The 22,438-nt window shown below is 40.1% G+C and carries 17 protein-coding genes; 5 read left to right on the top strand and 12 right to left on the bottom strand.

The window, feature by feature from the left end; genetic code table 11:
• Positions 1–375: 375 nt before the first annotated feature.
• The 3 genes from ORQ98_RS21800 to ORQ98_RS21790 all read left to right on the top strand — a co-directional run bounded on the left by ORQ98_RS21800 (position 376) and on the right by ORQ98_RS21790 (position 4,326).
• Positions 376–1,488, top strand: a complete 1,113-nt coding sequence (locus ORQ98_RS21800) for a hypothetical protein (RefSeq protein ID WP_274690944.1) — start codon at positions 376–378, stop codon at positions 1,486–1,488.
• A gap of 287 nt (positions 1,489–1,775) precedes the next feature.
• The gene (locus ORQ98_RS21795; RefSeq protein ID WP_274690943.1) at positions 1,776–2,384 is read left to right on the top strand and encodes a tetratricopeptide repeat protein; all 609 of its coding nucleotides are present in this window, start codon (positions 1,776–1,778) and stop codon (positions 2,382–2,384) included.
• A gap of 109 nt (positions 2,385–2,493) precedes the next feature.
• Positions 2,494–4,326 carry an asparagine synthetase B family protein gene (locus tag ORQ98_RS21790; protein WP_274690942.1) on the top strand — a complete coding sequence of 611 codons (1,833 nt, stop codon included), beginning with the start codon at positions 2,494–2,496 and terminating at the stop codon, positions 4,324–4,326.
• Between the two features lie 7 nt (positions 4,327–4,333).
• Here ORQ98_RS21790 and ORQ98_RS21785 read toward each other — a convergent pair whose 3' ends face one another.
• Entirely contained in the window at positions 4,334–5,329 is a 996-nt protein-coding gene (locus tag ORQ98_RS21785; RefSeq protein WP_274690941.1) for a polysaccharide deacetylase family protein, read from the bottom strand.
• Between the two features lie 4 nt (positions 5,330–5,333).
• Positions 5,334–6,683, bottom strand: a complete 1,350-nt coding sequence (locus ORQ98_RS21780) for a putative O-glycosylation ligase, exosortase A system-associated (protein ID WP_274690940.1) — start codon at positions 6,681–6,683, stop codon at positions 5,334–5,336.
• A gap of 499 nt (positions 6,684–7,182) precedes the next feature.
• Between ORQ98_RS21780 and ORQ98_RS21775 the strand changes: the two genes are divergently transcribed.
• Positions 7,183–8,922 (top strand): GNAT family N-acetyltransferase, encoded by a 1,740-nt coding sequence (locus ORQ98_RS21775; protein WP_274690939.1) that lies wholly within the window; start codon positions 7,183–7,185, stop codon positions 8,920–8,922.
• Complete coding sequence (locus ORQ98_RS21770; RefSeq protein ID WP_274690938.1) at positions 8,915–10,003, top strand: polysaccharide deacetylase family protein; 1,089 nt, start codon at positions 8,915–8,917, stop codon at positions 10,001–10,003. Before ORQ98_RS21775 ends, ORQ98_RS21770 begins: the two co-directional genes overlap by 8 nt.
• Here the strand turns inward: ORQ98_RS21770 and ORQ98_RS21765 are convergent, their stop codons facing one another.
• The 10 genes from ORQ98_RS21765 to ORQ98_RS21720 form a co-directional block, all read right to left on the bottom strand.
• Positions 10,004–11,191 (bottom strand): glycosyltransferase family 4 protein, encoded by a 1,188-nt coding sequence (locus ORQ98_RS21765; RefSeq protein ID WP_274690937.1) that lies wholly within the window; start codon positions 11,189–11,191, stop codon positions 10,004–10,006.
• Between the two features lie 86 nt (positions 11,192–11,277).
• Positions 11,278–12,492 (bottom strand): TIGR04063 family PEP-CTERM/XrtA system glycosyltransferase, encoded by a 1,215-nt coding sequence (locus tag ORQ98_RS21760; RefSeq protein WP_274690936.1) that lies wholly within the window; start codon positions 12,490–12,492, stop codon positions 11,278–11,280.
• Positions 12,493–12,494: 2 nt separating this feature from the next.
• Entirely contained in the window at positions 12,495–14,417 is a 1,923-nt protein-coding gene (locus tag ORQ98_RS21755) for an XrtA/PEP-CTERM system amidotransferase (RefSeq protein ID WP_274690935.1), read from the bottom strand.
• A 17-nt stretch (positions 14,418–14,434) separates the two neighbouring features.
• Positions 14,435–15,574 (bottom strand): TIGR03088 family PEP-CTERM/XrtA system glycosyltransferase, encoded by a 1,140-nt coding sequence (locus ORQ98_RS21750; RefSeq protein WP_274690934.1) that lies wholly within the window; start codon positions 15,572–15,574, stop codon positions 14,435–14,437.
• Between the two features lie 23 nt (positions 15,575–15,597).
• Entirely contained in the window at positions 15,598–17,103 is a 1,506-nt protein-coding gene (xrtA, locus tag ORQ98_RS21745) for an exosortase A (RefSeq protein ID WP_274690933.1), read from the bottom strand.
• Between the two features lie 15 nt (positions 17,104–17,118).
• Positions 17,119–18,318 carry a TIGR03087 family PEP-CTERM/XrtA system glycosyltransferase gene (locus ORQ98_RS21740; protein WP_274690932.1) on the bottom strand — a complete coding sequence of 400 codons (1,200 nt, stop codon included), beginning with the start codon at positions 18,316–18,318 and terminating at the stop codon, positions 17,119–17,121.
• Complete coding sequence (locus tag ORQ98_RS21735) at positions 18,319–19,359, bottom strand: FemAB family XrtA/PEP-CTERM system-associated protein (RefSeq protein ID WP_274690931.1); 1,041 nt, start codon at positions 19,357–19,359, stop codon at positions 18,319–18,321.
• Positions 19,352–20,209 carry an XrtA system polysaccharide deacetylase gene (locus ORQ98_RS21730; RefSeq protein ID WP_274690930.1) on the bottom strand — a complete coding sequence of 286 codons (858 nt, stop codon included), beginning with the start codon at positions 20,207–20,209 and terminating at the stop codon, positions 19,352–19,354. The genes ORQ98_RS21735 and ORQ98_RS21730 overlap by 8 nt, the downstream gene beginning before the upstream one ends.
• Before the next feature lie 20 nt (positions 20,210–20,229).
• A complete protein-coding gene (gene wecB, locus ORQ98_RS21725) occupies positions 20,230–21,345 on the bottom strand; it encodes a non-hydrolyzing UDP-N-acetylglucosamine 2-epimerase (RefSeq protein ID WP_274690929.1) in 1,116 nt (371 codons plus the stop codon).
• 7 nt (positions 21,346–21,352) lie between these two features.
• Positions 21,353–22,432 (bottom strand): XrtA/PEP-CTERM system-associated ATPase, encoded by a 1,080-nt coding sequence (locus ORQ98_RS21720; protein ID WP_274690928.1) that lies wholly within the window; start codon positions 22,430–22,432, stop codon positions 21,353–21,355.
• Positions 22,433–22,438 lie beyond the last annotated feature (6 nt).

Raw genomic sequence — 22,438 nt, 5'->3', positions numbered from 1 at the left:
TCGACAACCGCATTCTCACAGTTTCTATTTTTGGTTCAATCCTACCACTTTAAGACCAAAAACTGTCTACAGTATTGATATAAAGCAGGTCAGTTATTTTGTTTTACTGACAGCCTAGGTTTATATAAGGTCTACCATAATCCAGAGCAATCCATCTTATCATCCTCGTTCCTGACCCTACTTACCACCACCGAGCAACCCACCATCAACAAACAAGGAGTATATGAATATATCTTTCAAGGGGCCACTTATGGCACAGAAACAGTCATTAACCAAATAGCCACTTTAGAGCCTCACTGGCTTTATCAACTGATACCAACCAATAAAACCGACTACCGAGCTTGCCACCCCCGATTTAAAGCAGCTTATGGACCATTGGATATTTTGGTTGAAGATAGTGTTGCTAATCTTAGGGAGCAGTTTTCTGTGATTAACCAATGCTTTGGTAACGAAATTGACACTGCCTTGGCAGGGGGCTATGACTCCCGGTTAATATTGGCTTTACTAAGAGAACAAGGCACTACCCCGCATTTGTATGTTTATGGAAAAAGCACAGACTTGCATACTCAAATTGCAAGAACAATTTGCGACCAAGAAGGCTTGCCTTTACAGCAAATAGATAAACAGCAGCCACCACCACTTTCACCCGCCGATCTCGCCGAGCAGGTTAATCAAGCATTTTACCTATTCGATGGCTACCCTATTGATGGGGTATGGGGAAACGGCCAGGACTTAGTTACCCGCAAGCACCGTAGCGAAGGGGGACGACTAACACTCAATGGTGATGGTGGTGAAATCTACCGTAACTACTTTTATCTACCTGATCGGTCCTACACCGTTCAGCAGTTTTTATGGAGTTTTTTTAATCAGCTTGATCCTGCCATGTGCCAATCTGTATTTCAGCTTCAAGAATATCACCGCCAGCTTGCAGACAAAATAAAAGCCTCCCTCAACCAAACCAGTAACCGATTAAACCGCACATCCATCGAATATTTATATCCTGCTTTTTGCTGCCGATTTTGGGCTGGTCGCAATAACAGTCTTAACAATCGTTTTGGGTTGACACTCACTCCATTTATGGAAATGAACAGTGTAGTAACAGCTGTTAATGTCCCCATCAAGTGGAAAAAGTATGGTATTTTAGCAGCAAAAATGATTTTTAACGTTGACCCCATACTAGCTAGCTACCCGTCAGATTATGGTCATCATTTCGCAGCTCCACCACCATTAAAACGCAAGCTTAAAGATTCACTTATGACTATGCGCCCCCCTAAACTAAGGCAACTAACATATCGAATAAAACATCAACGTATGCCATTACAACGACCTTACTATTTAACTTCAGAATATTTAAGCCAACTTCTTAATATTGAGTTTCCTTACCTTGCCCATTATGTGAAAATTGATAAAGTCAAAGACAATAAACAGTTTAACCGAGTGTGTACACTTGAATTACTATTTCAGCGATACAACGTAAGTATTAACTGATTTACATTATTCCCTCTGTTTTATGCATCTGTACATCACAAAATATACCCAGTATTTTATTTATCTTTTTTTTCTATTTTACTAAAAAATAATTTCTCAGGCATAGTTGAACTGTCGTATTCAGAGCTAACACCCAACCTATTTTTTATGTATCATCTTTAGCTACTATTCGAGTTCTTATATACTAACTCTTAAATACTAAAATTTTGAGTTAACCACTCTTACGGTAAAACCATGGAAAATTTTTTGCATAAGATTATGTGGGTATTCACTTTGAGGGATTATTTATGCAAGCTAAATGGTTAGTATTTACAGCACTCTTTTTAACTAACAGCTGGGCAGGTGAATTTGAATGCGGCAGTTTAACAAACCAATATGGCCCATATGACTACACCAACCCAGAGCATTTTAAATACAGACTACCTATTGTCGAACAGTTTCACTTTAACCGAGATGTCGAATCTTTAAACAAAGGTATGACTGGTCACGTATTGGGTGATATTACTTATACTTTACGCGCATTTCCTAACCACCATCGAGCCCTATTTGCCGTTGTCAGGTATTACACTCGACCTGATACTGAATACAGTAAGAACCATATGTCAGCCGAGTGCTTTTTTGACCGAGCTTTACGGTTCAAGCCAAGTGATGCTGTAGTTCACATGTTGTATGGTATTTACTTACATAAAAAGCAAAAACATGATGAAGCACTAAAAAAATACCAAAGAGGCCTACAACTCTCTCCTAATTTTGCTGAGCTTCATTATAATCTGGGCTTGCTTTACATTGACATGAAGAAACTGCAAGAAGCCAAAAACCATGCTCAAAAAGCTTACCAGCAAGGATACCCACTTGCTGGGCTTAAGCAAAAATTGAGTGATGCCGGCGTCTGGTAACCCAGCTATTATAATGCTGGCAGATATTAATATTGACATGCTTGGCCATTGAACCGGTTTACTTGCTTGAAAAATTAATACTTTTATTGCTTGTCATAAAGGATGTCCCATGATTCCATTTGGTGGTTGGCTAACCCCTCATCCACTTAATGAAGGTAGTGCTGTCGAAACACTAAAGGCTATACTACCTTGTCCCAAACACCACGCTCTAGAGACGTTTGTTAACACCAATCTTGCTCTCATTAACACAGCTGATAATACCAGTCACGTAGCTCAACAAGATAGCATTACAGTATTGATTAATGGCTGCCCCCAGTGGGTAGAAGCCCCCTACAATCACATCAGCAACAAGCAAAACCCAGCTATTGCTGCCATCACAGCTTATCAGGCCATTGGTTTAAATTGCTTAAGTAAACTACATGGCCAGTTCAGTCTATTTTTATACGATCACCAACAAGATACTTTTATCTTAGCTACAGACCGAATGGCGACTCAGCCTGTTTATTATCAGTTACACAACAATCAACTTTTTTTTGGTAGTTTTGCTTCAGTTATAAAAAACCACCCAGATAGCCATACAGCACTGTGTAACCAGGCAATCTACAACTACCTTTATTTCCATATGATTCCCAGCCCTGGCACCATTTACGACAGTTTATATAAACTAGAGCCAGCACAGTATATTTGCTATCAATCAGGGCAGTTCAATAAAGGTTATTACTGGTCTCCTCTGTTTACTGACAAAAATCAATTAACTGATAGCGAACTTGCAGGACTTATTCTTAGTACCCTGAAAAGCGCTGTTTCCCGTGCAAGCCAACAAGGCACCGTCGGCAGTTTTCTAAGCGGGGGGTTGGATAGCTCAACAGTATCAGGCTTACTGAGTGAGTTAAGCAGCCAACCTGCAAAAACCTTTTCCATCGGCTTTCCTGTCGAAAAATATAACGAAATTGAATACGCCCGTCTTGCAGCAAAGCACTTTAACACGGAGCAACACGAATACTTTATTCAACCAGAAGATATTCTTAGTCATTACCAGCAGGTGATCACTGGCTTTGATGAACCATTTGGTAACTCTTCTGCTTTGCCTGCTTATTTTTGCGCCAAACTGGCTAAACAACATGGAGTTGATATAATGCTGGCAGGTGATGGCGGTGACGAACTTTTTGCCGGTAATACTCGCTACCAAAAACAAATCATTTTTGAGCTATACCAGCATATTCCAGGCTTACTGCGTCAGCGTGCATTAGAACCTGTGGTTCGTCAGCCTTGGTTTAGTAGATTGCCGCTAGGAGGCAAAGCACACAGCTATATTGATCAGGCTAATATTCCATTACCTGATCGCCTGGAAACATACAACTTCCTACACCGCCATAGCCCAACAGAAATATTTAGCTCAACATTCTTACAAGACATTGATATTCAACTGCCTTTACGTGAGATCCAACAGACCTACCAGCAACCAGATCAAGCTGACTACATCAGTCGAATGTTGTTTTTAGACTGGAAACGCACCCTGGCTGATAATGATTTACCTAAAGTCAATCGTATGTGTTATTTGGCAGGTATCGACGTACGCTACCCCATGCTAGATGACGAACTGGTTGATCTGTCGTGTACTATTCCCTCAAACCTTAAAGTGAACTTAACTCAACTACGAGGTATTTATAAACAGGCGGTTAAAGGCTTTTTACCCGATGCGATTATCAATAAATCTAAACATGGCTTTGGCTTACCTTTTGGAGTGTGGACCAAAGATCATCAGCCCTTACAATCAATGGCTTATGAAGCTATCGACTACCTGGCAGATCAGCCCTATTTTAACCCTGACTTTTTAGTTAACGCTAAAGCCATGCATCAACAAGGTCATAGTGCTTATTATGGTGAACTGATTTGGTTGTTAATGACTTTAGGTAGCTGGTTAAAAACCCATATAGATTAAGCAACTGCTAAGCTGCTAGCTCTGGATGAGTCCTGCGATATTGAAACACTAGCCTCGCCATAAACTTATCAGGCTGTTTATCCCAAGGCATAAAGCGAGGTAGCTGATATATGTCACTATGAGCAGTTGCCACACCCCAGGCGGTTGTTACAGCCGCCTTAAACCCCAACCGTCGCATCATTTTCACATGCTCAATACCATAGTCTTGTTTAGGTCTGCCATTAGGGTAAGCAAATAATGTAACAGGCTCACCAATAATAGCCTCTAACTGTTGTTTACTATCAGCAATCTCTTTTTCTGCCTGCTGTTTATTCACCTTTTGAAGTATCGGGTGATTACAAGTGTGTGCTCCCACTTCCATGCCAGCTTGATGTAACTGTTTGACCTGACTTGAAGTCATCATCAAGTCTTTTGGCAACACTACACCGGACCGTTTTACAACTTCTGCCACCAATTGTTGGCGTTGTTCAAACGATCGATATTTTAGTTGTTTTAATAAATATTGCGTGGCTTGATCTCGATCAGCCATGGAGTGTAGAGAGAGATTTTGCAGCCTTAAATCAGTTAATGAGATATCCGTTTGGTCTGTGTGATAGATAGACTCTGAAACCTGATCATTCCACATACAGCCACCATTCAGAAAACCTGTAGCAATAAAGAAAGTGGCTGGTATTTGTAGCTCCTGCAAGATAGGCAGTGCTACTGTCGCATTATCTGCATAACCATCATCAAAGGTCACCGCAACAGCTCTGGGTGGTAGATTGTTATGCTGCAACAACTCTAGCGCCTCGCTAAAAGGCAGCACATTAAAGTGCTCTCTGATCAAGTCCATCTGCCATCGGAAGGTGCTCGCATCAATAATACTAGCTCCTCTTCCTGTAGGCTCAGCTAAAACCCGATGATAAATCAAGATCGCTAGCCTCTTCTGACTAGCAAATTGACTTAACCCTTGAGCTACCCACTGAAGGGAGCGACGCATGACTGGAGACGATTTCAACTTCATGTAACTACTTTTCCCAAGGCCATTTTTGCGTTGATATTGGTGGTTCCGTGGAAAACTTTGCTATTGATGCCTGGTTCACCTCAACTGGCTTAGCCAACTCTTTCTTCACCCACAGTTGCGTTACAACCAACAAACAAACCAAATGGTAGGGTAAGTCAAAATAGCCTAAACCTAAAAATGCACCACCCGTTGCATAAGCCACAAAGCTCACTTGAATCATTTTAGCCAACTGATTCGCCCATAGCATGTTGGTTTGATCATTTGTGTGACGAATGATCCAACTTCCTGTTCGCCAGGCAAGCAAATACAACAATAAGAACAAAAATAACCCTGGAAATCCTTGCTCTCCCAACACTTCAAAATAAATACTATGGGCATCAAATACCCGTGTAGGGTCTGAATAAAGTAAGAAGTTTTCTGGTGTCCAGCAATTAAACCCTCCTCCAGTCACCCTTGCTTTAGCAATATTATAGGCCATAGTCCAAGCACTGAGCCGCCCTTTGCCAGACTCATCTATCTCCGTCGTTTCTTCTGACTGGGTAATATATTGTCCTACAAAAGGAATTGAACCCATCCGCTCAACCCAGTGATCTGGAACCAGAGGCACCAATACGAATAATCCAAGCAAACCAGCCATAGCGATTGGCAACTTATATTTACTTTTTGTCCATAAGAATGCAAACATACATAGAGAGGCTAGAAAAGCACCTCTGGAGAAAGTACTGATCACTGATACGATACAAAGTAGAATAGATCCCAGCAGCAACTGTTTTACCCATTTATTACTGCTGGTCGAAAAAAGATACACAAATAATGGGATTACCATTAACAGTGCAATACCTAGTTCATTATTACCTGTAATTACAGACCCAGGGGGGCCCCACACACGATATTGCATACCCGAGAGTATTGAAAAAAGGCCACCTTTAATACCAAAAAAACCAATAGAAAACGCAATAATCCATACCAGAGTCTGAATTCTCTTTTTGCTCTGAATCAGAATCATGGAAAGACAAATCAGGAATTGAATTTTTAGTACATCAGTATAACTTTTCCATGCCAAATCAGGGTAAATAGACAGCGCCGTACTGACTCCCATCCAAAAAATGAATAGAATTAATACTACTGTCACTGAAGTTAATGGTAACTTTTTATTCTCTTTAGAAAATAAAAAGGCAAGGATGGTAACAATAGCAACAACAAATGCAAATGGAAAATTATAAGCAAACCCCCACCCTAATCGGTGTGGATTCATGTAACCAATCCACGCTGAAAAATAAATGCCCACATGTGGGTTCATGAGAATATAAGGAATGGCAGCAAATATAATAGCTGAAACCAATAAGTCACGCATAAAGCAATCGATCTTTAACCGTCATTTAAACAAGCACAATATAATGCATTAGACTTACTAACTTCTCATAGCCCTTTTAAAAGTTTACTAGTTAATAGTAGCTTATAAAGCCATTTTCAAACTCATCAATTACCAACCATTTTAGGTGTTGTAAAAACTCACACCAAACACCCCTAACTATTTATAGTCATTATTTTTCAATTAAAGGTTTCTTTCAAAAATATAGAGCTATTAAATCGCCCAGACAATGCAACCACTTACAAACCAATCTTTAGCCCTAGCTTTAAAGTTTGCAATACAAATGTAAATATTCACATTAAAGGCTTATATTTCAGTAAAACGATAATACCGCTGACCACTATGATTTTTATTTCGTCGTGCAGTATACTGTATTTATCCCTTTGAAATATTGAGTCAAGAAAATAGGATAAGACCCAACTCGTACTTAACGCCACAAAATTAATATCCTTAATAATAACAAACCAGGCAATTAATCATCATGGATACATCGCTCGTTACTGGCCTTGCTGCAGAGCAACTACTGACAAACCAACAATTTATTAACCAGTGGCAACAATTATATAATCAATCTTCTATAGCCTATTCTTTTCAGTCTCAGCCTTATGTGAACAGTTGGTGGCAAGCTTATCACCATAATTATGACTTAGCCTTTTCATTAGGGTATGATAACAATCAGCTGGTAGCTTGTTTACCACTCTGTATTAGGGGCAACCAGATTACAGCGGCAGGTAATCACCAAGCAGAATATCAAGCCTGGCTAACAACACCAGAAAAACAGTATGATTTTTTCTCTGCCCTGGTTACTGACATACAACAAGTATTCCCTGACAGCCAGTTAAGCTTAAAGCATCTCCCAAAATCAATACTTACTCATACACTAGAAAAAGATACTGGCCTTACTGAACATCTAATAATCAATAATTACCAGCGCCCTCTCATGAAGCTAAATGCCAATGATATTAAGCAAGCATTAGCAAAAGAAAGTAATAAAAATAACACCAATCATTTAAAAAACTTAGGTGAACTTAAATTTGCTCATGTAACTGAGCCTCAAGCCAAAATAAGCTTGTTTAAACAGTTGGTTCCTCTTTACGACTTTCATCAAGGAGCAATAAATAACTTTCTTCCTTTTAGCCAGGACACAGCTAAATTTCAATTTTTCACAACACTTTGCCAAACACTAACCAATCAGCTCCATTTAACCGGATTATGGCTGAATGAACAGTTAGTCTCAGCTCAGCTTGGCTTTATCAGTAAAAATACGCTTCATTTAGGCATATTATGCTTTGCTCCTCAATACACACAGTACTCACCCAGTGAACTTCACCTGTTATGGCTAGCAGAGCATTTACTAGAAGAAGGTTATGAATACCTGGATTTAACCCCCGGTAACGACCCATGGAAAAAGCAGTTTACTAATGAATACGACAACATGGTAGAGCTTGTTTATTTTAGTAACATTAAACACAAGCAAAGATATGAAAAAGTGCAACATACAGCCAATACTATTAAACGTTCAAGCACACAAATTGGATTCACTTCTAAACGTTATCACAGCATCCTATCACTACCTCATAAGCTCACCTCAACTAAAGCATTAAAGGCAATAGTCGAGCAATATTATTGCGACGTCGAACTAAGAGTTTATCAATTCAAAAATGAGTCAAATACTAACACTAAAAATCCAGATGTAAACCCTGATAACAATAATACGACAGTTACTTTTAATACATTTAGCTTACATAACTTAACCAAGTTCAGCCCGGAGTTTGACTGGCAAAGTCGACAACAGTTTTTAACTGAATGTAGCCAAAGGCTAGAGGAAGGGGAAATCCCTTATAGCTATGTCAATAGCTATAAATTAATGGCATGCGCATGGCTAACACCCAATACCAGCCAAGCTTACTTTAATGAAGTAAAACAAAAAATAACTTTCCCTGCCAATAGCGCTATAATACATAGTTTTTACACTCCCCCTACAGTTCAAGATCAAACGTTATACCACCACTGCATCCAACAGCAGATTAATGATGCTTTTTCCATATATAAAGCCAAACAGTTATTTACTGTCGTAAGAGCAGATAACCTCTCTCTTCAGCAGTTAATTGAAAAAAACAACTTTGAGTATATTGGTTCCTTGCATTACAAGCATCATTTTAATAACGAAACAAAATCTCAACAGTTACCCGATTATTTAACAGCAGCCAGCAATGAATAAGTTAGATTATTTACAAGCATTAAAGCGAATGGGGGCATTTCAGCTAACTAAACCATTTGCTAAAAATAAGCTATTAATTTTATGCTACCATGCTTTTGAATTAAAGGATGAATGCCAGTTTCGTCCATCACTCTTTCAAAAACAAGCTACTTTTCGTAAACGCTTGGAGATGCTGCTATCAACAGGTTATCGCGTATTATCACTTGATGATGCCATTAGCCAGCTAAAAGCTAATCAACTTAGAGGCTTAAATGCAGTTATTACCATTGATGATGGTTTTCAAAGCGTCTACCAGCTTGCTTATCCAGTGCTAAAATTCTTTAAATTACCTGCTACTGTTTATATCACCAGTTACTTCCAAACAAAACAAACCCCAGTATTTCAACTAGCAGTACAATATATGTTTTGGCGAAGCAAACATTCGACACTTGATTTAAGCATCATTCAAAGCCTAGTAGGTGATAACACCATTAGTTTTAGCAATAACCGTTATGAATTAATGCAACAACTCATTAAGCTAGGTAATGAAGCTGAGCATAATGAATTTAGAGAAGCATTAGCAGAAGCTATTGGTCATATGCTTGGAGAAGATTATCAACGAATTAGAGACGAAAAGTTATTTACATTAATGACAGACGATCAGCTCTCTGACCCTCTTGATGGCTTAATTGATATACAGCTGCATACCCATCGTCACCAACTCCCACTTTCAGAGGAAGGAACCATAAGAGAAATAAACGAAAACAGACAAGCATTAACTCGAATTAAGTCAGGGCATCTCAATCATTTTTGTTACCCAAGCGGTGAGTGGGATCTGCAACATTGGTCTTGGTTACAACAAGCAGGTATTACCAGTGCTACAACTTGTCAATCTGGGTTTGTGAATAGTCGCAGCCAACTATTGGCACTTGACCGAATTTTAGATGGCGAAAATTTAGCAGAAATTCAGTTTGAAGCTGAATTACATGGCGTTGGTGAACTGGCCAGAAAAATAAAAAAACTGGCTAATTATACCCAAAACATTAAATATTTAATGCATGGCCGTCGCCCAATCGGTAGTGAAGCAATCAGCAACAGATGATTAGCTAACTGAACAAGTCTGGCTATTATCAAACGCATTAACAACCTGCTCAAAAATCGCCTGTTGTGCTGCACTCACTTGTGGCCAGCTAAACTGCTCTGCATAAGCTCTCACTGACGCTCTTGGTGCTGGAGACAATTGCTGGTCGTTTACAGCTTTAACAATAGCGGTAATAGAACGCTCTGCCAATAACGTTCCGGCTACCGGACTTGTGACTAACTCACTCACCCCTCCCACATTATTGGCAATAACAGGGTTACCACAGGCCATCGATTCCAATAGTACGTTAGGACACCCTTCTCTTCGGGATATTAAGGTTAATACATCAGCTGCATTATAGTAATCTACCAGCTGCTTTTGCTGTATATTCCCCAAAAACGTTATCCGTTCAGAGACTCCTAGTGTATCAGCAAGCTTCTGGTATTTTGCTTTTTCAGGCCCTTCGCCAATCAACACTAGTTCCACGTCAGGCAGCTTTGTTAGTGCTTCTATTACTAAATGATGCCCCTTTAACTCAATCATATTCCCCACAGATAGCAACGTAAATCGATTTAGCCCTAACTGTTGGCGAAGTTGCTGACGGTTTTCAAGTTGCTGAAACAACTGCAAATCAACCCCATTCAACAACACATCAATTGGGGTATCAATAGCCAGTGATAACATTTGTTGTTTTAATGCATCACATACAGCAATTAAATGGCTCGCTTGTTTCGCTGCCTGCTGTATTAACTTCCGTGGCTTTTCATATTGAGGTATAAAACTAATATCTTGGCCTCGAGCTGAAATAACAACTGGTTTATTAAAATATTGTCCTAACCAAGCAGCCACCACACCATCAGGATAAAAGTAATGGCCATCAATGACATCAAACTCCAAACCATGGTTTATTAACTGTTTTATAAATCGCTTAGCAGCTTCAAACATCAGTTTAGGCTGAATATTCATGCCTATTTTCGGAATATTGACATACCGAGGATGATAAACCTGAATTCCATGGCGGTTTTCTTCAGTAGGTATCTTATTGTAGACAGCGTATTGGCCAAAACACGAATGGGAAAGAGGAAACCAAGGCACAGGAGCCACTACAGTTGCTTGATTACCTGTGTTAGCGACATATTGTCGAGTACGGTTTTCAATAAAAACCCCATGGCGATGCTGCAAAGCATTAGGATACAGGGCAGTAAACACTAGTACTCTCATATAAGCAGATGTGAAAACTTATGGGTCTTGTAAATGTTGAATTAACAGCTGATTGACTGTTTTCATTTATAATGTTAACTGGCCATTTGGGCTAATGCTTGCTGATAAACATTCTGATAATGACTGACACTACGTTCCCAGGTACGCTCCGTTTCTACATAGTGACGCCCATTTTGTAATATTTGTTGCCATTGTTCACGATTAGTTTGAATCGCTTTAATTTTCGCAACCAGGTCACTTGTATCATCTTTTTTAAACAACAGTCCATTATGACCATGTTGAATCAGTTCACGATGCCCACCCACATCAGATGCAACAACTAACTTATGCTGCGCCATTGCTTCAAGTGGCTTCAAAGGCGTAACCAACTCCGTTAACCGCATTGACTTACGAGGGTAAACAAACAAATCTACTACACTGTAATAATCTTGCACCTGGTTATGGGGCACCCGATCAACCATAATTATTTTATCTTCGACGGGGCTATTGGCAGCCATTTCCTTTAATTTTGCTTCTTCAGGGCCACCTCCCACCAATAGCAAACAACTGTTGGGTATTGCAGCAACCAGTTCAGGCATGGCTTTAATGAGGGTGTCCAAGCCTTCATAGGCATAAAAAGAGCCAATAAAGCCCAATACCAACTTATCCTGCAACTGGTGTTTAGTTAAAATAGCGTGCTGTTTTTCGAGTAATGGTTGAAACCGTTCAGTATCCACTGCATTGGGGATGACTGTAACAGGCACTAGGTCTTGGCTTCGTCCAGTCATTTCCAACTTCAGTCCTTCACAAATGGTAGTTAATCCTTGTACTCGCTTTAACACAAATGTCTCTAGTGCCCGGGTCAATTTATATCGTATTCCCCCTTCTACAGAGGTGCCATGATCAACCGCCGCATCTTCCCAAAAAGCTCTCACTTCATACACAACAGGAATATTTAACTTTTTACCCGCCAGCCAGGCTGCCGCACCATTTAACGCTGGCGAGTGGGCATGGATTAAGTCTGGCTTTATTTCCTGTGCTACTTGCTGAATTCGTTTAGCTAATATTGGAATAATTGCTAGTTGACTAACCACAGGGATTTTACTTAGCCAATGAGATAATGGTGGGGTACGGTAAAAGTCTAATCCGTCAACTGTCTCCTGCAATAATGACACTGTCCCTTGCTTAGGACTAGTTAAATGAAAGGTTTCCCAACCCAACTGTCGCTGATGTAATAAAATAGAACGTGTACGAAAAGTATAACCACTATGCAATGGTATTGAATGATCAAGAATATGTAATACACGCATTGTTATGCCACCTGAGCCACAGCCTTAGACTCATCAACTACTTGCCTTAAAAAGGCTTCAAACATGAGTAGCGCCCATAATGATGCACTGTGATCACGTAATCCACTTTGGTGCTGGCTGACTAAGCGAGTTAAATAATCTGGATCGAAATAACCACTATCCAACATGCGTTCACCCAGCAAGGCATGTTTAAGCTTATCTTTTAGAGGCCCTCTAAACCACTTAGCTAATGGCACAGCAAACCCCTTTTTATCCCGGTATAAAATATTATCCGACAAGTAAGGCTCTAACGCTTTTTTCAGAATATATTTTCCTTCCTGCCCTTTTAATTTAATAGAAGATGGAAGATGGCTAGACCACTCAATTAATTTATGATCGAGCAGAGGCACTCTCACCTCTAAAGAGTGCGCCATACTAGCCCGATCAACTTTGGTTAAAATATCCCCAACCAAATAGGTTTTCATATCTAGGTACTGGATTAACGACAGCATATCCTCAGTTTGGCAATTGGCTGCATGTCGTTTAAATACTTCAAGTGAGTGATATCCTTGTAGCTCCCGCTTCAGATTACTACTAAATAATTCTCTACGCTGCTGGTGATTGAGCAAGGAAACTGAATGCAAATACGCCTCTAGTGGTGTTCGCGCTAACGATTGAAAAGTGGTTTTTGCTCTTAAGACCCTTGGTGCCCAATCAGCCTTAGGATAAAGTTCACCTAACAAGCCAAAAACATGTTTGCGAAAGCCTAAAGGAAAGCGGCTTCTGACCTTTTCTTCATTCATGTGCCAGCGATAACGTCGGTAACCAGCAAATACTTCATCACCGCCATCGCCAGAGAGAACTACTGTCACTTTTTCTTTGGCTAATTGACAAACCCGATATGTCGGCATAGCAGAACTGTCAGCATAGGGCTCATCGTATAAAGTAGCCAGCACATCCAGCAGCTCAAAGTCGTCGACTGCTACAGTTTTTTCAAAATGATCAGTGTTGTAACGCTTGGCAACTTCCTTTGCAAACGTTGACTCATCATAACTTGCCTCATTAAAAGCTATGGAACAGGTATGGACAGGATCATTCTGCAGTCCAGCCATCATTGCGACTATTGCACTAGAGTCAACACCACCTGATAAAAAAGCCCCTAATGGCACTTCTGCCACCATGCGAATATCAACAGCTTCTTTCAATGTTGCAATCAGTTGTTCATTAACATCTTCTGGCAACATAATTGCTGAAGGGTCAAAGGTTACATCCCAATACTGGACAGGTGTTGCATTTGGCTTATTACGACTAATTAACAAAGTATGCCCTGGGGGTAACTTATAAACACCGTCAAAAATAGTGGCTGGCTCTGGGACATAACCAAATGTAAAGTAATCTTCAAGGGAAGGCGTATAAATTGTGCGAGCTAACTGTGGATGGGCAAGTAGTACTTTTAGCTCAGAGCCAAAAATCAACTCACCATTAGCTAAAGTACTATAAAATAAGGGCTTAATACCTAGCCGGTCACGCGCCAAAAACAGGCTTTGCTGACGCCGGTCCCAAATCGCGAATGCAAACATACCCCGTAGGTGCTTTACACAATCAGGCCCCCATTCCATCCAGGCATAGACAATCGTCTCTGTATCTGAGTGGGTTTTAAAATGATAGCCTTTAGCAATTAGTTCTGTTCTGAGTGACTGAAAGTTATAAATTTCACCATTAAATACAATGGCTACATTACCATCTTCACTGAATAATGGCTGCTGCCCAGTGGAAATATCAATAATTGATAACCGCCGATGAGCAAGCCCAATACCAGGCTCAATATGCAAGCCTCCTTCATCAGGGCCACGATGAAACTGGCTTTCATTCATCTGATGAAGCAATGCTTCACTGATAACAGCCTCTGGCTCTCTAACATTAAATATTCCTGCAATCCCACACATAGTTACATCACCTGTTACTAAGCAGTTAACCGCTGGTATATTTCCAAATACCGCTGCACCATAACTGCCAAGCTAAATTTATCCATTACTCGCTGCCTGGCTGCCTCCCCATGACGATGACATAGTGTTGGATCATCGAGGTAACTCTGCAGTGCAACCTGTAATTGTTGCTGATTTTTGGGGTGAACTAAGACACCTGTTTGCTGATCAACAACCAATTCAACATTACCGCCAACATTTGTTGCTATCACCGGTTTGCCAGCTGCCATTGCTTCTAAAACCGTGTTGGAAATACCTTCAGCTAATGAAGGCAATACAAAGACATCAAAGCCGCTCAACAACTGTGGTACATCCTGTCTTGCCCCAGTAATCCATAGCTGCTCAGTTACACCTAACAACGCTGCTTGCTGCTCAAGAGCCGCACGTTCTGGACCATCACCAACAATAACTAGTTTTATTTTATGATGGTTATTCTTTTTCATTAGTTCAGCTAACACAGGTAATAGACATAGCTGACTTTTTACTGGAGTTAAACGCCCCACTGTACCAATAATAAATGCATCATCACCTTGAAATGCTTTCGGATAGGCAGATCGCTGACAACCCGGTGTAAATCGGTTTGTATCAACACCATTACATAATAATGCGATATTTGCTGGTTTAACGTTAATTTTATTAATTAAGTAGTTTTTACTTTCTTCAGATAAAGCAATAAAAAACTTCACAAATGGTCGGATTAGTCTTCTTAACCACTGGTATTTTTTATTAACACCCCCCAGGTCACTCATATCCCATCCATGTTCACCATGAATTCTGACCGGCACCCCAGCCAACCAGGCAACCCAGTGACCTTCAATTGTAGCCAAATTACGTGTATGAAATATGCAGGGACGTAACTGCCGTAATATTTCATATAAACGAATAAACCATCGCCAGTCCTGCCCTGGCTGCTTATTTAAAGAAACAATTTCAACATCAGACCTGGAAATCCGCTTAGCAAAGTCTGTAAAATCAGTTAAACAAATAATAACATGGCGAAAACCATTGACTGGCATATGATTTATAAGGTTTACCAGGCCATTTTCCAATCCACCTACATCTAACTTATAGATTAAGTGAGCAATTAATGGAGGTTGCTGATACGACGATTTGGTCATACTGATTTAAACCACATATAAAATCACTGATTTGGCGTAACAGCTGCAACAATTGATGGATACGTTGCCTGTAAAAATTTTGTTAAAACAGCTCTTGCTTCATCTGGTTTAAACTCATATTCAGTAGACAATGCAACAAAACTTCCCCCAGCAGGACGATTTAGTATTTTTGCTAACGTTTGTTGAAATTTAGCTCGATACTGGTCACTTTGAGTGGTGTTATTAACAAAGTACCAACTCCAAATAAGGCGTTGTTGCAGGAAAGATTCCATCCGGTATTCTTTTACATAAATTGTTATATCGCCCAGCTGAAGCTGAGTTGAATGAGTGCCCAACAGTTTCCATGCGTCCTCGTTATACACTTTATTAGCAAAGCTCACTAACTCACTACCAGCTTGCTCTTTTGGGTAGTGAGCAATAAATAGCTCTACCTCTTGATTACCTTCCTGCCAGGCTTGTCTTAACTGCTGCGAAGTACTAAAAGTAGGTGCCCATGTTGAGCTAGGCTTAGCTGATTGCCAGTTAACAGGGGTATCCACTTTTAATGATACTTGCTGCGCTGTGGGTGTTGGCTTGATCGCAGCCCAAAGTGGGAGCACTGCCACCACAGCCAATACTGCCAAAATAGTTAGGGGATTGGTGGTAGCTTCATTATCATGTTTTACTGTTTGCTGATCAGCTGTATTAGCACTACTCATGTCATCAGCAAATTTAGAGCCTAACCAAAATAACAGCATCATCACAATGCCAAAGAAAATCCAGCCATATAATAAATGGTCTGCTCCTGTGGCGTACTCCATATTGGAGTAATAGGCAATTAAAATTATGCCAAATGCACGGATACCGTTAGCCACTATTGGAATAATGATACTGAGTCCAAATACAGCAAGTCGCTTACTTAAACTGGTGTAGCTGATGTAAGCATAAAAAGTACCGAGTGCCATAGATGCAATTAAATACCGAATACCACTACAAGCTTCCGCAACCAAAAAGTCGCCTGAAGGAATAGAAATATATAAGCCTTCCCAAAACACTGGAATACCAATTAGCTTTAGTCCCCATACACAAAACCAGGCAGTTATTTCCTGTAGGTAAGGCACTATTCCTGATCCCATAGGTACTGCAAATAATAAATAGCCTAAGGGAAATACTATTTGACGAGTAATTGCCGTACCCAAGCAGCTCCAAACCAATAAGGGAATCATTAATACAACAGCAAATTGCTGAATAACATTAATACCTGAAACATTGGCAATAAACCAAATAGCCGAGAGAAATAATAAAGGTAATAGCGGCAGCCAGCTGGGACGTATCAATTGCCAGTTCAACTGCTTTCTTTTTTGCCACAACAGAAACAGTGACATAGGCACGATTAACAAGCCGTGAGCGTAAGTTTCTGAATTCAGCCAAACGGTCACCATCGCATGAAGGGTAGGAAAATAAGCAGCTAACCAAACTAACAAAGCCACCACTAGCCAATATAATGGACGTTTACTATCTGTTGATGTTGTCATAACAGAGACTTGCATGATCTTTCCCTAGGATTAGCCAAACCATTGATTTAGCTGTTGTAGACTAGACTCCCAGCTAAAATGCTGAGCAACCCATTGACGAGCTGCTTGGTGGCTGGTTTGCCTATCTGTTACATTAAGTCTGGCCAGGATGGTGTCAGCCATTGGCTGTGCCATTGCAGGCAAAGTGTCAGCAATTTCTTTGGGTGGATTAATCCCCTCCATTGCTTGCTCAGTAGCAACTACCCATTTCGCCATGGCCATTGCTTCAAGCACTTTATTTTGAATCCCTCTGGCAATTCGTAGTGGAGCTACTACCAAATCGGCTGCATCAATATAAGGGCGAACATCATCCACTCGGCCAGTGACAGTCACATGTGGTGAAGCTAACTGTTGTACTTCACTGGTTGGGTTACCCCCTACGATATAAAAATGAAGGTCAGGCTGTACTTGAGTTAACAACGGCAAAACTTCTTTGGCAAACCAGGTAACTGCTTCAACATTTGCCCAATAATCCATCGCTCCAGTAAATACAATCCGTGCAGAACCAGATAAAGGGGGAATTGGATTAAAAGCTACTTGGGGATTAAAATAATTCAGATCTACTCCATTACGCATAGCATAGATCTGATCAGCTTGATCCTTCGCCAATTGTTTAAATAACTTAGCTTCCTGTTCAGATACAAAGAGCGACGCTGCCGCTGAACGAGCGAGCTGTTTTTCATAGATTTGTAACTGTCGTGCTTCACGACGATAAACCCAAGCGGCTAACCCAGATTTTTTTTCACTATACTGGCGCCATTTATCAGAGTCCACATCAACAAAGTCAATAATTTTTCGAAAGGCTGCTTGGCCATTACCATCTACAAACTGCCCCATTGCTGATGAAAAAACTAATACGTTATTAATCCCTTGGTTTGCCAATACTGTTTTAACCCAGTGCTTCATTTTACTATCAGTGTAGTAAGGTAAAGTTAACGGCTGACCAGTAACAAACCCAGACAATGCCTTACATTTGGCCCAAAGAGGATTGATTGGCCTAATAAACACTTCTGTACACAAAGGTTTAATCTGCTCTACATACTGCCAATCATGAGGATCATCAATAAACGTGCCGAGAAAAACCTGATAGTGAGAAGCTAAATGTTTCAATAAATGATATGAGCGGATCTTATCTCCCTTATTAGGGGGATAGGGAAGTCGATGGGCTAAATATAAAACTGCTGTCATCATTTACCCCAAATTCTTGGCAATTATTGGCCCTAGCAGTTGACTTATAGCAAGTGGCAGTTTCTGCCATAACTTGATAAATAGCTGATATTTAGGGTTGGTTGGGCTGACATTTGGTAATGATTTGGCTTTTACTAAGTAATACTGATAACTCAACGGTTCAGCAGTGAACCCCCAGTTTTTCTTAAAGCTATAAGCACCCGTATTCTGCTTACTACGGCCAAAATCAAAAACGCGCTTGCCTTTTTTAACTGCATGGCACATTAGCTGCCAGTACATAAAGTCATTTCCTGCCGCTTGCCTGGCTAGCTCTGTTCCCCCACCATAATAGGGTAATACTTGATCTTTAAAGTAAAAACTCAATACACTTGCCACTAAGTTACCAGCTTTATCATTAATAGTGATAATGTCAGCATCCTCAGCAAAAGTTTCCATCAATACTTTAAAGTATTTTTTAGGAAATACTGGTGTTCCTAAATTACGGACACTGGTTGAATAAGCCGTAAAAAAATCCTCAACAGAATGCTCAACTATTGTTGTTAGTTCTGACTTAATACCTTTTCTTACCATCGCCCGCTGCTTTCGCGGAATCGCCTTTAAATTTTCGTCATCATTATCACTAATTTTTTTGCAAAAAGTGACATAAAGTGACTTTTCTTGCCAACCATCTAGCTCAATTTCCTGCTGGTTTCTTAACTCTAGATAATCTACCTGTAGCTGTTTAGCAAGCTCAACTGCTTTATTAATCAATGCCTGTTGAATAATGTCATTATCCGCAACTACACCACCATAAACACAAAAAGGCACCGAAATTAAAGCATGGCCAAATAACCAGCTAGACACATGCCCTAGAGGTAAGACTCCTACAATTTGATTATTTTGTTTGGCAAATAAATAATAACTGCTATGTCCAAATGACTTCTTGATAACATCTCGCCACTCTGCACGATGAAAAAAAGTGGCTTGTGCTGATTGCTCAACATAAGCATTCCATGCTGTTATATCACTTTCATTTGAAAGTGTTTCAATCACCAAGTCATTCACGATGATTACCTGTAGCCGCCTGAGGTAAAAATACGTTTTGTACTGTATCCCATTTAAAATCTTTTAATAAACTGGTTAGCCTCGTTTCCATCCGATTTAAACAAAGATAGTGGCGAAATTTAGATTTAAAACTAATATTACTTTGTTTTGGTTGGTTAACATCAATTTCCCAAGGATGAAAATAAAAAACTGCTGATTCACCTTCTTTTTTATTCAACTGTTTTATACCCCACCTTGATAGCCAATAAGGATATAAACGAAAATACCCACCACCACCGAATGGTAAATTTTTTCGATTCACTTTCACCGTTGTAATAGGAATTTCCCATAACCCATTATCACACTGGTATTTAAAGCGAGGGGCATCAGGTATACCGTAAAGATCATGGTTAATTGGATAAATACTGGAGCTATATTGATGACCTGACTCTAATAGCTCATCATGCACCCATAAGTTATCTTTACTAATGGAATAACTTGGCGCCCGATAACCCACAATTGCCTTACCACCAATATCTTCCAATAGCTGCTTAGCTTTGCGAATATCCTCTCGAAACTCCTCAGGTGTTTGGCTGGTTGCACGTAAATGCCCATAACCATGGCTTGCTAACTCATGGCCTTCAGCAACAATAGTGCGAACAAGTTGTGGAAAGCGCTCAGCAACCCACCCTAAGGTAAAAAAAGTGGCTTTTACTTGGTGTTGTGCAAATAGTTCCAGAATACGCTGGGTATTTAACTCGACTCGTTTAGGCAGACTATCCCAGTCAGCTCGTTGAATAGTCTTTTCAAAAGCTGAAACCTGAAAGTAATCTTCTACATCAACACTCATAGCATTGACAATCGACTGCATAACGATCACCTAATTCCAAATTAAAGCCAAGCTAACAGGTCATCAGCAATACGTTCTGCAGCATGTCCATCCCATAACGCTGGAGTTCTGCCTGCCTTGCCACCGGTTTGTAAAATCTGATCCAGCTCTTTACTTATTAATGTAATATCAGAGCCTACTATTGTATTAGTCCCTTCCGATACAGTAATAGGTCGCTCAGTATTTTCTCGTAATGTCAAACAAGGAATACCCAAAGCCGTTGTTTCTTCTTGGATACCACCAGAGTCAGTTAGCACCAGCTTTGCATTATTCATTAAACCTAACATCTCAAGGTAGCCAACAGGAGACAACCTGATAATTTGTGGATGCTCAAGAAAAGACGACAGTTTAAACTTTTGAATATTTTTTTGCGTACGAGGATGAATAGGAAAAACAACAGGTATTTTATCTGCAGCCTCTTTAATAAAAGCTAACAGTTTTTGTAATATTTCAGGATTATCTACATTTGAAGGACGATGTAATGTCAGTAGTGAATAGTGTCCCGCCTTTTCAATAATTGAGTAATTATCTGTCAATAACTCAGAAGGATGTTTTGCTTGAGCAAGATTGTATTTTAATGTATCAATCATCACATTGCCTGCAAAAACAACTTTATCTCGGTAAAGACCTTCAGCAGCCAAATTATCTTCGGCCAGTTTTTCTGTAGTATAAAGCCTATCAGAAAGCTGGTCCGTTAAAACTCGGTTAATTTCTTCTGGCATTGTTCGGTCTCGGCTTCTTAACCCAGCCTCAACATGAACGACACGTATTTTTTTCTGAGCAGACACTAAAGCACAAGCAATTGTTGAATTCACATCTCCAACTACTAGTACAGCATCTGGTTTATAATAATCGACTTCAGGCTCAAACCGCTTCATAATTTCTGCTGTTTGTACAGATAAGGAGCCAGCACCTACCTCTAAATCTTTATCAGGCTCTGGAATACCGAGCTGATCGAAAAATTGAGCCTTCATCGTTTGGTCATAATGTTGACCAGTATGAATAAGTACCAAATTCAACTTTGTTGCTTTTGCTTTCAACGCCCTAACAATTGGAGCAATTTTCATAAAATTTGGTCTTGCTCCAACCACACAGATTAAAGTTTTTGTTACCGTCATTGGATCTCTATTTTTCTATACTATCAACTAACTGTTTAAGGGTATTAAGGCGACTGGCAATAGCTATTTCTAAAGACTCGATAGTGTAGCGAATATTTTGAATTTTATTTGGATCCGCGACTTCCAAACCTTCTGAATACACGTCAGCAGGTTTTTGTTCCGAATTTTCAGAAGCACTTGTCACCTGTTGAGCAATTTGCTGTAACTTTTGAACTTCTTGAGCAATATCATGCTCCATTGAAGCACGCACTTCTTTCACCGAGTTAAAAGGCGAAGAAACCTCTTCTTTCATTTCTTCTGCCACTAACTTAACTACTTCAGGCGTTAATTCGTGAGTTTCTTCTAAGTAGCCGAATAATAACAAACGGTCACAAAAGACATTAATTCGACGGGGCACACCATCAGTTAACTGATGAATATCAATAAAACTTTGTTCAGGTATAATTGGATCGTTATCCCATCCCACATGCTTCATTCGGTGAATAATATATTCCCGAGTCTCACTTTCATCGAGCCCACTTAAATGACAGGAAGCAATCACCCGCTGCCTTAGTTGCTCCATTCCTTGCGACTGGATGGTTTGTCTAAATTCCTGTTGTCCTAATAAGAAGCTTTGTAGTAATGGCTGGTTGTTGATTTGAAAGTTTGAGAGCATCCGCAGTTCTTCAACAGAAGCAGCCGGTAAGTTCTGCACTTCATCCACTACCAGTAATACTCGCTTACCTCGCCGGTCACATTCCCTTAGGAACTCTTCAAACTGTCGTAATAAAGCCGTTTTACTCATGCCTTCATAGGGTAGATTAAAGGCAGAAGTGATCATCTTAATTAAGTCATCAGCCCCCAGCCGGGTCGTAACAATATTAGCTGCGATGATACGAGTTTGATCTAGCTCTGCAAATAAATTGCGAATTAGTGTGGTTTTACCTGTACCAATATCACCGGTAATAATAATAAAACCTTCACACTGGCCAAGACCATAACGTAAATAGGACATCGCCCGACTATGGCCACGACTATTAAAAAAGAAACGTGGATCAGGGCTGAGCTGAAAAGGCTTACCGGTTAGGTTATAGAAAGTCTCGTACATCGTTGT

Origin of the sequence: Spartinivicinus poritis (genome assembly GCF_028858535.1) — a bacterium.
Lineage (GTDB): Bacteria > Pseudomonadota > Gammaproteobacteria > Pseudomonadales > Zooshikellaceae > Spartinivicinus > Spartinivicinus poritis.
The sequence above is the reverse complement of the archived record's forward strand: the minus strand, read 5'-3'. Positions and strand labels throughout refer to the sequence as shown.